Below are 14,052 nucleotides of genomic sequence, written 5' to 3' on the forward strand. Positions count from 1 at the left end.
TTAGTTCGGGTAAAACGGTTTAATAAACTTGATACTTCCGGCGTTGACTACAGGAAGGAAACCGCGCGCGGGGAGGTCTGTTTCGGAAAGACCCTCCGGCAACCGGTGCGGATAGTAGCGCACATAGCTGGCCGGATCGAGCCAGAAGGTTTGCGGGGCGGTTATTCCAACCCTTTCGAAGCTAAGGCGCTCATAACTGCGGCCGTCTGACCAGTCGCGGTCGGCGTAGGTCATGACATCGATGAACGGGTGGCCTTCGGCGGGCGGATGGAGGCTGTACTGGTCGGTGACAAAGGCTTTCAGGAGCTTATCGAGGCCCCCGACAACAGTTGTAAAGACATGGTTGGCAAACCGGACCATTTCGTACGACCGGAAGGGCTGTTCATGGCGGGTAACCGAACGCGGAAAACTGAACGTGGCTACCGCTACCAACAGCTCGTCGTCGGTGTCGCGGGTATACCGGGCGCGGAAATCCGGCGATAACACGCGGAAATACCGCTTCGGCAGAAACAGCCCGTATTTGTATTTCGACTGGGTTGGCACCTGCAGGTGATGGGTTGTCAGAAACTGATCGAGGGTCGGGCGGTCAATGCGCTGCACGTTGGTAAGCCGAGCCGGGATGCGTTCCGACTGGCCGGTAAGTGCCTGTAGCCGGGAGCGGACAATGGTCGGTTTTGTGCGCCGGACATCTTCCCACAGGTGAACTGTTTGCCAGCCATCCTTCGCCAACTGTACGGACAGGTCCTGAAAAAAGCTGCCGTCGGCGATAGCGCTGTTTTGTTGATAAAGAGCCCGATACGTGGCCAGATCAACGGCATGAACGAGCGTTCGGGTGTCGGCAAGCTGGCTGACCGGAAACGGCGACGGGTGCGGAAAAGGAGTCACCGGCAGACCGGATGCCCAATCAGGCGGGTGGGGCATATGTGTTGATGCAGGCAAATGAAAAATAGATTGTATTTGGGTAAAATTAAGGCAAATTTTGAATATGAAGATTGGATTGACGCAAATACTGGTAGCCATTGCGGTAGCGACAGCAACTATAGCCGTGGCACAGCCTACGCCATCGGATACGACCGGGAAGACGTTTTTTGACACCCGGAACCGGCAGTATAACCCCAGCCGGACACTGGCCTGTGATCTGCTGCATACACGCCTGGACCTGCGGTTCGACTGGGCGAAGCAGTACGTTAACGGTGTCGCCACGCTTCGGTTCAAGCCTTATTTTTACCCGCAGAATACCCTTGCTATTGACGCCAAAGGCTTTCAGATTCATAGCATTGTGCTGCTGGATACCCTGACAGCCTATGACTCGCTGAGCCGGAAAACAGTCCGGCGTCCCGTGCGCGATTCGCTGACGTACACGTATTTGGGACAGAAAACCATCCAGCTGAAACTGCCGCGTACCTACACCCGCAAGGATACATTTAACATCCGGATTGTGTATACGGCCAAACCAAATGAACTACCTGGTATTTTCACGCGTACTACCGGTGCCATCACCGATGATAAGGGACTGTATTTCATCAACCCCGATGGCAAAGAACCGCATAAGCCGCGTCAGCTCTGGACTCAGGGCGAAACGGAGGCCAATTCGTGCTGGTTTCCGACAATTGATTCGCCCAACGAAAAAATGTCGCAGGATATTTACCTGACCGTCGAAAAATGTCAGCGGACTCTCTCGAATGGTCGTCTGGTATCGTCAACGCCGAACACCGACGGCAGCCGTACCGATCACTGGCAGCAGACCCTGCCGCATGCCCCTTACCTGTCCATGATTGCCGTCGGGGATTTCGCGTATGTGCGGGATACCGGCCCCCGCAACATGGAAGTGAGTTATTACGTGGAACCGGCCTACGAAAAAGAGGCAAGGGCCATTTTTGGCCGGACACCGGCTATGATCGGCTTATTCGAAAAACTCTTCGGGGTGCCGTTTCCGTGGGATAAATACAGCCAGATTGTGGTACGGGATTTTGTGAGCGGGGCCATGGAAAATACAACGGCTACTGTGCATCAGGAAGGCGTACACATGGACCGGCGTCAGTTGCTGGACGGTGATTCGGACGACGTGATTGCCCACGAACTGGCCCACCACTGGTTCGGCGATCTCGTTACCTGCGAGTCGTGGGCCAACCTGCCGCTGAATGAGGCGTTTGCAACCTATGCCGAGTATTTGTGGTACGAAAACGCCCGTGGCCACGACGAAGCCGAGCTACACCTGCTGGCCGACCTGAATCAATACCTCAACGAAGCCGAGCAGAAACAGGAACCCCTGATCCGGTACGGGTACGCCGACCGGGAGGATATGTTCGACAGTCACTCATACCAGAAAGGCGGCCGTGTGCTCCATTACCTGCGCCGGATGGTAGGGGATGAGGCCTTTTTTACCGCGCTGAAGCAATACCTGACCCGCTATCAGTATAAAACAGCCGAGCTGGCCGATCTGCGGGAAACGTTTGAAGAGGTGACCGGTCAGGACCTGAACTGGTTTTTCAATCAGTGGTTTCTGGCGCCGGGACACGCGACGATCAAGGTAGAACAAAGCTACGTGCCCGGTTACGTAACGCTGGTGGCCAGTCAGCAGGCGAGCGGGCCGTACACACCGGTCTACCGGTTGCCGCTGAAAGTCGATGTCTGGGTAAAAGGCAAGCTGACCACGCACGACATTGTGATGACGCAGGTGCGGCAGTCATTTACGTTTCCGGCCGAACAGGAGCCTGATCTGGTGGTATTTGACGCCGATCACCGCATGGTCGGGACGATAGAGCAGGAGCGGGACCTGCGCATGACGCTGTTTCAGTATGACCGGCGGCTGGCTTATCAGGAACGCCAGGACGCGGTACTCCGGCTGGGGGATAAGGACAAAGGGTTCTTCGGCGACATAGCGGCCCAGCGCAAGCTGGTCGAAGCCCTGAACGATCCTTTCTGGCGGGTCCGGCAATCGGCCATTAACCAGTTTGCCGACTATAAAGGGCCGCTGCGGGAGGAGGTTGTCCGGCTGCTGCGCGACAAAGCACAACACGACAAAAAGCCGGCTGTCCGGGCAGAAGCGTTGCTGACGCTCAATTCCATCGACGGCAAAGCCAACCTGCCGCTGCTGAAGGCCGCTTTAGCCGACAGCTCGTATCTGGTTGCCTCGGTAGCGCTCGAAAATTACCTGCAACAACAACCGGCCGATGCCGCGAAAGTGGCCGCTCGCTTTGAGCAGTCCGCCAACGGAGATATTCTGACGGCGGTGGCGGAGTATTACGCAACCAAAGCAGATCCGGCCCGTTACGATTGGTTTGTGACGAATCTGAAGCAGCTGAAACCACAGGAGGCGTACAATTTTATCCAGGTGTTCGGCAAATACCTGCTCCGTTCATCCATTGATCTGCAACGGAAAGCCCTGCCGCTGCTGGAAAATGTGGCCCGTTTTGAAAAGCCGTGGTTTGTCCGGTTCGGGGCCTATCAGGCGCTCGGTCTGCTGCTGGATGTCGATGGTGTGGAGGGCCTGCGGCAGGATATCCGCAACAAAGAAGAAGACCCGCAGTTAAAATCGTTGTACGAAAAGTTTTGACAGGTAAGTGCGCAGTTATTTGCAATCCATGCGTGGTATACATCCCAGACAGCGATTCTAAAAAAAACTATGAAAAACTATAGTTTGCTCCTGCTCTGCACACTCATTGCCCTGTTGCCGGTAAAGGCGCAGGTACTGGAGGAGGTGCGATCATTCGGAAAGCTACAGCCCGTGGGGGTAGCGATGTCAAAAAAAGGCCGGTTGTTCGTCAGTTTCCCGAAATGGACGGACAACTATGCGCATGCTGTCGTTGAAGTATTGCCCAACGGTAAGCTGATACCGTTTCCGAATCCGGAATGGAACAGATGGGACACGGCACGGCCGCAGGACCATTTCCTGAGTGTGCAGGCGCTGTTTATCGACCGGAGTGATGCCGTATGGGCGCTTGATCTGGCAAACCCGACCGGCATGAAACCGATTCGGGCAGGCATTAAGCTGGTAAAACTAACACTGGACGGTACGGTTGAGCGTGTCTATCGGTTCGACGACTTGCCTGGTGCCGGTTTGAACGATGTACAGGTCGATGCCGGCCGTCAGGTGGCGTACCTGTCGGATCCCGGCCGGTCGGCAGTGGTGGTGCTTGACCTGAAAACGGGCAAAAGCCGTACTTTGCTGCAAGGCGACGTATCCACCAAAGCTGACCCGAATACGGTCCTGAGCATCGACGGGAAAGACGTGCGGGATCAGGCTGGCCGGCCGTTCTCAAGCAACGTAAACGGCATTGCCCTGACCCACGACGGGCAGTATTTTTACTTCCGGCCCATTACCAAAAAGCGTCTGTACCGCATTCAGACCAAATTCCTGTATGATCCGGGCTATACCGCAGCACAGGTATCTGCGGCCGTTGAAGACCTCGGAGAAGCCGGTTTCAGCCACGGCATGATTGCCGATGCCGCCGGAAACGTCTACATGGGCGATTCACAGGAGCAGGTCATTCGCCGGCGCACACCGGCGGGCAGGCTGGAAACGCTCGTGCAGGACAAACGTATTCATTGGCCCGACTCCTACGCCATCGGGCCCGACGGCTACCTGTATGTTACGATGGCGCAGCTCGACCGCGCGCCCCGCTACCACGACGGCACCGACCGGGTGGTTTACCCATACTGGCTGTACCGGATTAAGTTGTAGACAGCTTCCCCCGTAATTCCGTACCTTTGCGGCATGAATCTGATTGATACACACGCGCATATTTACGACGAAAAATTCGAGGCCGACCGCATCCTGAACGGCCAGCCCGAAGGTACACGTGATGATATGCTGGCGCGGGCCTGGTCGTTGCCCGTAAGCCAGATCTGGATGCCCAACTGTGCACAGGAAACCATTGCCGGCATGATGGCACTGGCCGACCAATACCCCGAACGCTGCCTGCCGATGATGGGCCTGCACCCGACCTATGTCAACGAAACCGTGGAGCAGGAACTGGCGGTTGTCGAGGCCGAGCTGAGCAAACACCCGTTTATTGCCGTCGGTGAAATCGGGCTGGATTTTTACTGGGACCTGACCCACGTTGACCGGCAGTTTGAGGCGTTCCGTACCCAGTTGCAGTGGGCGGCGCAGCAGAATCTGTTTGTGTCGCTGCATACGCGCTCGGGAAACGACCGCAATGCCCTTGCCGAAGCCGCTGACGTGATTGAACAACTGGCCTTACCCAACCTGACCGGCATTTTTCACTGCTTTGTCGGGACGCTCGACGAGGCGCGCCGCGCGGTGGATATGGGCTTTAAGCTGGGGATCGGCGGGGTCGTGACGTTTAAAAACGGCGGGCTGGATCAGGTGCTGCCCCATATTAGCCTGGAACACCTTGTTCTGGAGACCGACAGTCCGTATCTGGCACCGGTCCCGTATCGCGGCAAACGCAACGAACCGGCCTATTTGCAACAGATTGCGCAACGCATCGCCGACCTGAAAGGTATTTCAATCGAAGATGTTGCCCGCCATACCACGGCCAATGCACTGTCGTTGCTGCCGGCGCTGTACACTAACCTTTTACCGCAGGCATGACACTGAAGCAACTCGAATCCGTGGCGAAAATGATCGACCACGCGCTGTTGCACCCGACCCTGACGGATGCGGAGCTGAAAGCCGGGTGTCAACTGGCACTCAAATACAATGTGGCATCAGTATGCATCAAGCCTTATGCGGTGCCGATGGCGGCCGAACTGCTGGCTGGCAGCGATGTCAAGGTCTGTACTGTAGTCGGGTTTCCGCACGGCAGTCAGCCTGCACATCTCAAAGTGGCGGAATCCTTGCAGGCCTGTCAGGACGGAGCTACCGAAATTGACATGGTGATTAATATTGGTAAGGTGCTGAGCGGCGACTGGGAATATATCGCCTATGAAATCCGGTTGGTGCATCTGGCTTGTCAGCGGGGGAATGCTACCGTAAAAGTGATCTTCGAAAATGATTACCTGCCTGACGATGCCTGTAAAATCAGGCTCTGCCGGCTTTGCACGGAAATTGGTGTCGCGTTTGTAAAAACGTCAACCGGTTTCGGGTTTGTGAAGGGCGCTGACGGCTGTTATGACTATAAAGGGGCTACCGAACACGATCTGTGGCTGATGCTGGCCAACATCGGGCCAAACGTCGAGGTAAAGGCGTCGGGTGGTATCCGGACACTGGACGAAGCGCTGCGCATTCAGCAAATGGGCGTTAAGCGCATCGGCACCAGTTCAACCGCCGCCATTCTGGACGAAGCCTACCGGCGAATGTAGGGGCATAGGGCGTAGGGCTTGGAGCATAGGGCATAGGGCTCTTAGCCCTACGCTCCAAGCCCCCTGCTCTCCGCTTTTTTACTTTTTCTTCAGATTCGACAGAAACTCAACTACGTCCCGGACTTCGCGTTTCGAGAGCAGCAGACCCATCGGTGGCATGCTCGACGGGTAGTTTTCACGCTTCGCAATCCGGGCTACCGGTATTTTCAGCGGTTCGGCCTCCGATGTTTTCAGAACAAGCTCGTGCTCATTTTCCTGCGACAGAATACCGGTAACGTTCTGACCGTCTTTCAGCGTTAACGAAACCGTACCGAAACCCGGCGCGATGCGGGCACTCGGCTCAATCAGCGCCTGTAGAATCTGCTCACGGGTCAGTACGTCGCCGATGAACGTCAGCGACGGGCCGACTTCACCGCCCTGCCCGCGAATCGCGTGGCAGCGTACACACTCGGCCGCCGTGCTGGTGTTGAAAATCCGGCGACCCGAGAGGGCATCACCACCATACAGCGCGTCCTTAAACGCTGCCACCCCGTCACCGCTGGATTTCAGCGGGGCCAGTTTTGCGGCCAGTGCCGATGATTTGGACGCTTCTACCGCTTCATTCAGTTCGAGCGTAAGGCTGGGCGACAGCTTTTTCGCCGCCAGCTGGTCAATCAGTCCCGACAGGATCCGTTCGGTTTTGTCGGCCGGCTGCGCGCTCAGTACGCGTAACATCTGCTGCTGCTCCTTAATGCTTCCCTTATCGAATACCACTTTCGATACATCGGCCAGGGCGTCCTGCGACAACGTCTGACCCGACATCAGCCCGAGGGCTGTTGCCCGTACATCGGCGTTTTCGTCGGTCATGCTCTTGCGGATAGCAGCTTCCATGCCGTTGTAATTCAGTTTGCCGAGTGCGGTCAGAACAGCCGAACGAACTTCCGGCGCGGCGTTGCCGTCCAGCAGTTTGGCGAGGGCCGCGTTATTTTCGCTCATACCCAGCTGACTGAACATCTGTGCCGCCGCGATTTGTGTTTCCGGCTCCGATTGCTGCAACAGCGCCAGCGCATGGGGCTGAATTTTTGCTTTCACCGCTGCCAGATTCCGCTGAACCGGACCTCGGTAGCGACCATCGACACGGTCAAGTACCGACGGGCTGGCCCATGATCCGAGGGTGGCCAGGGCTTCGGCCCGGATTGCCTTATCAACGTCTTTGCGTTTGGCAAAGGCGATCAGCGTTTCCAGTTCCTGATCACCGCCAACCCGCAGTGCGGCGTTGATGGCGCGGCGCAGCAACGGCTCCGACGTAAACCGCGTTTCTTTCAGCGTGGCTGCCAGCGCCGGCAGCGATGCCGGAATTGACAGGTCATCGTTGATCGCACGCGCCGCTTCAGCCACAATGTATTCGTCTTTATCCTGCAGGAAAATGTTGATCTGGTCGCTGGCTAACCGGCGCAGCACCAGCACCGCCGCCAGCCGGAGCGACTTATCCGGATTGCTGGCAAGGGCGACCATTGGCTCTGCCTGACCAATCCGTGATAGGGCCAGTACGGCCGCATGGCGCAGGTAAACGTCTTCATCATGGTTAGCCTTGACCATGTCCAGCAGCGGGTTGATGGCGGGCTGGTACTTGATTCGGCCGATGGCCTGTGCCCCGTAGAACTGCACACGCGGGTTTTTACTGGCCAGTAACGGAACCAGTTGCGGGCCGGCCTCCGGAATGGCCGCATCGCCGAGCATTTTGGCCGCCTGCGCGACAATCTCCGGATCGCTGTCTTTGAGCAGCGGCAAGAGCGATGAGGCATTCACCTTGTCCTGACGGGTCAGTTGGCCTACGCCCCAGATGGCGTGAATACGGGCCAGCTGGTTCTGAGTCTGAGCAATGGCCTTGTTCAGGGTAGCCGCCCCTTTGGCTCCGCGGTCAACCAGTTCGAACTGGGCTTTCTGACGGATGCGCATATCGGGATTAAACAGCAGCGAATACAGCATGTCCTCGGTCTGGGCCATGTAGTCGAGCTGCATCAGGCGTTTGGTTTCAGCCCGCAGCGCCTTCAGGTCATTCTTGTCGTCGGTTACGTCCAGTTTCCAGACGCGGCCGTAGTTTTTGGTATCCCAGCCGTTGATCCAGTCGGCCACGTACAGCGCACCGTCGGGACCGAAACGGATGCCCGTCGGCAGAATACCGTTCAGGATGTTTTGTTCGCCGTCGAGGACAAACGAAGCGCCTTTCGGTTTCAGGCCAAACGACCAGATCGGCGAACGGGCCGGGTTGCCGACAAATTCAACGAGGAAGAACTTGTTTTTCCAGGCCGATCCCAGAGCAGTGCCCGGGTTGTAGACCATACCCGTTGGACCGTTATGGAAATTCATGATCGGTGGTATGATGTAGGCCGCCTGACCGTCCCAGCGGGGTTTAAACAGCTTTTCGTCCATCCAGACCTTGTAGCTGTTGTTTTTCGGGTCGGTATATTTACCATACTGCCAGTTGGAACGCCAGCCCGCGTCGGAGCCTTCGACCACGTGTACCAGCCGTTCGCTTTCGCCCGGGTGGTCACCGTCGTTGTCCGAGCTGATCAGGTTACCGTATTCGTCGAACACAAATTCGTGGGTGTTCCGCAGCCCACCGGCAAAGACTTCAAAATCACTGCCGTCCGGATTGGCGCGGGCGATGATGCCTTCGTTCGACCGGTTGTGCTTTTTACCGTCGGGTGCGGTGATGTTGGCCCCGATGTCGCCGATATTCCAGTAAATTTTGCCGTCCGGGCCTTCAATCGGGTTCGACATGCCGTGACCGCCGAAACCGATGTGTACGGCATAGCCGTGGCTGATCGACGTTTTCTGATCCGGAATGCCGTCGTTGTTGGTATCACGCAGCCGCCAGATGTCCGGCGCAATGGTGATGAACATGTCTTTCGCCCGAACCAGAATCCCGCCGGCCACGTCGGTGATTTCATCAAAGAAATCATTGATGATCCGCGTAGAGATGTCGGCCAGTCCGTCGCCGTCGGTGTCTTCGAGGCGCCAGACCTCATCCTTTTCCACGGCCAGATCCTTCCGGTCATGGGAGCCGTCTTCGTTCAGGTCTTTAACCCACTCGTTTTCCTTACTTTTCTTCGGGTCGAAGGTGCTGTGCAGAAACGCGCGGCGGTCTTCAACCGTCTGGAGCGCAATCGACGGCGTCATCCAGTCGCGGTGGCCGCGGATGTCGAATTCCGAGTTTTTCTGCCGGTTGGTGCGGTTAATGTACACGCGCCCCTGCACGTCAATGTCCATTGCTACCGGGTCCGGTGCCAGTGAGTCGGTGGCCCACAGGTCGAGCTTAAGGCCATCGGCCAGTTTGATAGCGGTTTTCTCGCGGATTTCCTTCGCGCGGGCACGGGCCGTTGCCGCGTCTTCTCTGACCACCAGCGGCTTCGTGTCCATTTTCGACGATCGGCCGGTGTTCATTTTCATACAGGATACCACCGCCATAGCCAGCAGGGCAGTTCCCAGTATGGGTTTTCGAAAGGGTTTGTTAAACAGCATTGTTAACTAAAACAGGTTGGAAATGGGCTCTGTAGTAAAATCAAAAAAGCCCGGTAAGTTACTTATTAGCCACTGATTTTATACTGACGATCACACCGTTAAAATAACGAATCGGACCTGCCTGCATAGCCTCACCATAGTATGCCACATACAGACTTGTTAGTAACCTCTTTTTGGGAAACCGGTGATTTTTGTTTTGATTAATTCTAAATAAATTTTGCAGGAATCGATTTCAGTTCTACTTTTGTGCCATTGTTTGGAATTGATCTAAAGAAATATAGAAGATGCGATTGCTTTTACTGTTCATGCTTCTGAGTGGAAGCGTGTTTGCCCAGCAAGGTACGATTAAGGGTTCGGTAACTACCTCAGACGGGAAACCGGCTCAATACGTTACCATTTTTCTAAAGGGTCTCGGCAAGGGAACGGTGGCTGACTCAAGCGGCAACTACGAGATTAAAGGCATTAAAGCAGGGGAGCATACGATTGAAGCGAGCTTTGTCGGTCTTCAGGCAACGGCAAAAAAAGTTATGGTTTCTGCCAACGAAACGGCAACGGTAGATTTTGTCCTTCAGGAAAATGCCAGGCAGTTACAGGAAGTACTGGTAACGGCCAACCCGAGTAAATACCTGACGGATTATCCGTCGGTATCGCTGCGGTTAAAGACGCCGCTGATTGAAATTCCGCAGAATATTCAGGTCGTAACGGCCCAGACGCTGAAAGACCAGCAGATATTTGACATTCTGGAAGGCGTAACCCGCAACGTCAGCGGGGCCGCTAAAATGGAGCACTGGGACATTTATGCCAACATCTTTATGCGTGGCTCACGGATTCCGGGTTTCCGCAACGGGATGAACGTGCAATCGGATTTCGGACCGGTTGCCGAAGACATGAGCATGGTCGAAAGCATTGAGTTTGTGAAAGGTCCGGCGGGGTTCATGCTGGCCAACGGCGAACCAAGCGGTTTTTATAATATCGTAACCAAAAAACCGACGGGGATCACCAAAGGCGAGGCATCAATGACCATCGGCAGCTTTGATACCTACCGCACTACGCTGGATTTTGACGGCGCGCTGAGCAAGGATAAAAAGGTCCTGTTCCGGCTGAACCTGATGGGCCAGATGAAAGGCTCACACCGTGACTTTGAATTTAATAACCGTGTGTCGGTGGCACCGGTACTGAAATTCCAGTTTACTCCACGGACCTCGCTGACGGCCGAATACAACTACCAGTTCAACCAGATGTCGGCCATCGGGTCTAATTATGCCTTCTCGCCGAATCGCCTGGGCGATATGCCGGTCGAATTTACGACGGCGGAGGTGAACATGAAACCAACGAACATCAACGATCACAGCCTCTTCCTGACGCTGGCACACACGATCAACAGCAACTGGAAATTTACCGGCCAGATTGCGTACGTAACCTTCAATCAGGTGGGTCAGTCGCTGTGGCCGACCGGCTTCAAAGGCGATACCCTGCTGCGTGGTGCGTCGATCTGGGATGCCCTGGGCGTGATGAAAGTAGGTCAGTTTTTCCTGAACGGCGACGTGAAAACGGGTAAAATCGGCCACCGCCTGCTGATCGGTGTCGATATGGGTGATAAGGATTTTTACCATGACTGGAGCCAGACAGGAGCCATTACCGGCCGTGCGGGCTTTAACGTATACCACCCCGTTTATGGTCAGGTGCCGGCGTCAGGCTATCCGGTATATGACCGGACGCTGGATATCCGCGAGCGCGGTGTTTATTACAACAACAACTACAGCGCGGTCTATGTACAGGACGAAATCCGGTTGCTGAACGAAAAACTACGGCTGACGCTGGCCGGCCGGTATACCACCGTTCGTGATCAGAATCCGTACAGCGGCGGCACCGATGCGAAGAAATTCACCCCCCGCGTTGGGCTAAGCTATTCGCTTAACAACAGCACCAGCGCCTATGCCGTACTGGATCAGGCGTTTGTGCCGCAGGCCGGTGCAAGCTTCGACGGTAAGGCGTTTGACCCGATTACGGGCAGCAACAAGGAAATCGGGGTGAAAAAAGAATGGCTGAATGGTCGCTGGATGGCTACACTGGCGGCATACCAGATTACGAAAAATAATGTCCTGACCGGCGATCCGCAGCACCAGTTCTTCTCGGTTCAGCTGGGACAGACAAAAGCGTCGGGCGTTGAATTTGACCTGCGCGGCGAAATCCTGGACGGCCTCGACGTAACGGCAAACTATGCCTGGAACGATGCGAAAGTAACGAAGGATACCGACGAGAAAATAGTTGGCAAGCAGATTCCGGGTACGGCGAAAAACATCGCCAACGCGTGGCTGAACTACCGCCTGACGAAAGGAGCCCTGCGTGGCCTGGGTGTAGCGGTTGGCGTACAGTACCAGAACGGCCGTACAAACTGGTACGGTGCCTACGATACCGAAGCTGACTACCACATGCCGGACTACACCCGTCTGGATGCTGCCATCTCGTACCGGTTCGACAAGTTTGCCGTGGCTCTGAACATCAACAACCTGACCAATAACTACCTGTATTCGGGATCGTACTACACCTGGACGAAGTTTTACTATTGGCAGGCTGAGGCATACCGCAACGCCCGCCTGGCTATTTCGTATAAATTTTAATGAAAGGGAACGTTAAAAAATTCATCGGCAAACTACACCTCTGGCTCGGACTCAGTACCGGGCTGGTGGTGTTTATCGTCAGCATCACCGGAGCGCTGTACGTCTTCAAGGACGAGGTCCAGACTCTGCTCCGCAAGGAATACCTGCACCACGGCGAAACCGACATCAGTCAGAAACAGATACTGCCGCTTCGGGAACTGGAAAAGCGCATCAATCAGCAGACCGGCGAAAAATACCCGCTGCACTGGGTAGATGCCCCGCTCGACAAAACCCGCAGCTACCAGTTCTATTATTACGAAAGTGATCCGAAAGGCTGGCATTACTTTAATGAGCTGGTGATGTATAAAACGGTGTATGTCAACCCGTACACGGGGAAGGTGCTGGCGGTCTTTGATGAGAAAAACGGCTTTTTCAACATTGTTAAATTCATTCACTGGAGCTTTCTGCTCAAAAGCGAGTGGGGTACTTATCTCACTGGTATTCCGACGCTTATTTTTGTGGTGATGCTCATTACCGGCATCATTCTGTGGTGGCCCAAAAACAAAAGTGCCCGTAAGCAACGCTTCTGGTTCAACTGGAAAAACGTGAAAAACTGGAAGCGCAAAAACTATGACCTGCATAACATTCTGGGCTTTTATGCCTCGTTTGTGGCCTTAATCGTGGCCATTACCGGCTTGTTCTACGCTTTTTTTACAGTGCAGTCGCTGGTATATTTTGTGTTTTCCGGCGGAGAGACGACCTATCCGGACTTTTCGCACATCACCACCAAAGCACCGGCATCGGTGCGTTCGGCCGGTACGCTGGACAAAGTAGCGGCCAAGGTAGAGGAGCTTTATCCGACTGCCTGGCACTACAGCATCGACCTTGGGCATCCGCACATTGACGACCATGAACACCCTAATTTTTCGGTGTATGTAAAGGAACTGAGCTATTCGTACCACGTCAGCCATAACCTGATTTTCGACGAAAACTCGGGGGAACTCCTGCACAACCGGCCGCATGCCGACAAAAACTTTGGTGAGAAAGTTGTTTCGGCCAATTACGACATCCACGTGGGATCAATTTTCGGGATCTGGACCAAATGCCTGGCCTTTCTCGTAAGTCTGATTTGCGCCAGCCTGCCGGTAACCGGTTTTCTGGTGTGGCGGGGCCGTCGTAAAAAAGAATCGAAAACCCCTGCACGTGCCCGAATGGTAACGGCGTAAACACTACTGAACAGATTACGGAACATGAGTCATCCCGAATTTTGGGTTTGACAAAAAAGTGAAAACCTCCTGAACTTTGTGGTCGCCAAACTACAAGACAGGAGGTTTTCTTATGAATACTACTGCAAAACAAACCAATCCTGAGCAAGAATGGCCCCTGTCAGTGGGTCTTTTTTATCAACAGCGACTAACCCGGTTTACACAACCTATTATTGATCAGTTAACTACCTTGATCGATGTGCGGCTAGTGCGCACCTTCAGCCAGCTGATGGTCACCCTATTACGCTTCCGGCACCGGAATAACGGGTTGCTGTTGAGTGAATTAGGGGAACATCTGCTTTCTGCCCGTCAAGCTCCGGCGGGTACCAAACGAATTTTCAATCTGCTAAGATGCCCTCATTGGCAGCATACGGTTATTCAGACAGGTATTCGAGCCAAGGCACAGGCCTTTTATG

Annotated in this window: 8 protein-coding genes and 1 pseudogene; 7 read left to right on the forward strand and 2 right to left on the reverse strand. The window is 54.9% G+C overall.

Translation table 11 applies throughout. From position 1 onward, the window contains the following. On the reverse strand, positions 1 to 921 hold the full coding sequence (locus AC23NW_RS05980; RefSeq protein ID WP_487448319.1) for a hypothetical protein: 921 nt from the start codon (positions 919 to 921) through the stop codon (positions 1 to 3). Positions 922 to 985: 64 nt separating this feature from the next. On the opposite strand from AC23NW_RS05980, the gene AC23NW_RS05985 reads away from it, so the two are divergent. The 4 genes from AC23NW_RS05985 (at position 986) to deoC (ending at position 6,267) form a co-directional block, all read left to right on the forward strand. After that, a complete protein-coding gene (locus AC23NW_RS05985) occupies positions 986 to 3,556 on the forward strand; it encodes a M1 family metallopeptidase (protein ID WP_487448320.1) in 2,571 nt (856 codons plus the stop codon). Positions 3,557 to 3,625: 69 nt separating this feature from the next. Beyond that, the gene (locus AC23NW_RS05990) at positions 3,626 to 4,684 is read left to right on the forward strand and encodes an SMP-30/gluconolactonase/LRE family protein (protein WP_487448322.1); all 1,059 of its coding nucleotides are present in this window, start codon (positions 3,626 to 3,628) and stop codon (positions 4,682 to 4,684) included. A gap of 33 nt (positions 4,685 to 4,717) precedes the next feature. Beyond that, positions 4,718 to 5,557: a TatD family hydrolase gene (locus tag AC23NW_RS05995; RefSeq protein ID WP_487448323.1), complete on the forward strand. Its 840-nt coding sequence runs from the start codon at positions 4,718 to 4,720 to the stop codon at positions 5,555 to 5,557. Further along, on the forward strand, positions 5,554 to 6,267 hold the full coding sequence (deoC, locus tag AC23NW_RS06000) for a deoxyribose-phosphate aldolase (protein ID WP_487448324.1): 714 nt from the start codon (positions 5,554 to 5,556) through the stop codon (positions 6,265 to 6,267). Before AC23NW_RS05995 ends, deoC begins: the two co-directional genes overlap by 4 nt. A gap of 78 nt (positions 6,268 to 6,345) precedes the next feature. On the opposite strand, the gene AC23NW_RS06005 is transcribed toward deoC, so the two are convergent. Continuing rightward, positions 6,346 to 9,771 carry a DUF7133 domain-containing protein gene (locus AC23NW_RS06005; RefSeq protein WP_487448326.1) on the reverse strand — a complete coding sequence of 1,142 codons (3,426 nt, stop codon included), beginning with the start codon at positions 9,769 to 9,771 and terminating at the stop codon, positions 6,346 to 6,348. A 305-nt stretch (positions 9,772 to 10,076) separates the two neighbouring features. Between AC23NW_RS06005 and AC23NW_RS06010 the strand changes: the two genes are divergently transcribed. The 3 genes and pseudogenes from AC23NW_RS06010 to AC23NW_RS06020 all read left to right on the forward strand — a co-directional run. Further along, positions 10,077 to 12,392: a TonB-dependent siderophore receptor gene (locus tag AC23NW_RS06010; protein WP_487448328.1), complete on the forward strand. Its 2,316-nt coding sequence runs from the start codon at positions 10,077 to 10,079 to the stop codon at positions 12,390 to 12,392. Beyond that, entirely contained in the window at positions 12,392 to 13,597 is a 1,206-nt protein-coding gene (locus tag AC23NW_RS06015; protein WP_487448330.1) for a PepSY-associated TM helix domain-containing protein, read from the forward strand. The genes AC23NW_RS06010 and AC23NW_RS06015 overlap by 1 nt, the downstream gene beginning before the upstream one ends. 112 nt (positions 13,598 to 13,709) lie before the next feature. Continuing rightward, positions 13,710 to 14,052 (forward strand): annotated as a pseudogene (locus AC23NW_RS06020) (transposase); the annotation flags it as partial.

It is taken from the genome of Arsenicibacter sp. R0_47, assembly GCF_057652235.1.

Coding starts and splice junctions, on each gene's coding strand:
- AC23NW_RS06015 (WP_487448330.1), top strand. CDS start 12,392: ATGAAAGGGAACGTTAAAAAATTCATCGGCAAACTACACCTCTGGCTC.
- AC23NW_RS05995 (WP_487448323.1), top strand. CDS start 4,718: ATGAATCTGATTGATACACACGCGCATATTTACGACGAAAAATTCGAG.
- AC23NW_RS06010 (WP_487448328.1), top strand. CDS start 10,077: ATGCTTCTGAGTGGAAGCGTGTTTGCCCAGCAAGGTACGATTAAGGGT.
- AC23NW_RS05985 (WP_487448320.1), top strand. CDS start 986: ATGAAGATTGGATTGACGCAAATACTGGTAGCCATTGCGGTAGCGACA.
- AC23NW_RS05980 (WP_487448319.1), bottom strand. CDS start 921: ATGCCCCACCCGCCTGATTGGGCATCCGGTCTGCCGGTGACTCCTTTT.
- deoC (WP_487448324.1), top strand. CDS start 5,554: ATGACACTGAAGCAACTCGAATCCGTGGCGAAAATGATCGACCACGCG.
- AC23NW_RS05990 (WP_487448322.1), top strand. CDS start 3,626: ATGAAAAACTATAGTTTGCTCCTGCTCTGCACACTCATTGCCCTGTTG.
- AC23NW_RS06005 (WP_487448326.1), bottom strand. CDS start 9,771: ATGCTGTTTAACAAACCCTTTCGAAAACCCATACTGGGAACTGCCCTG.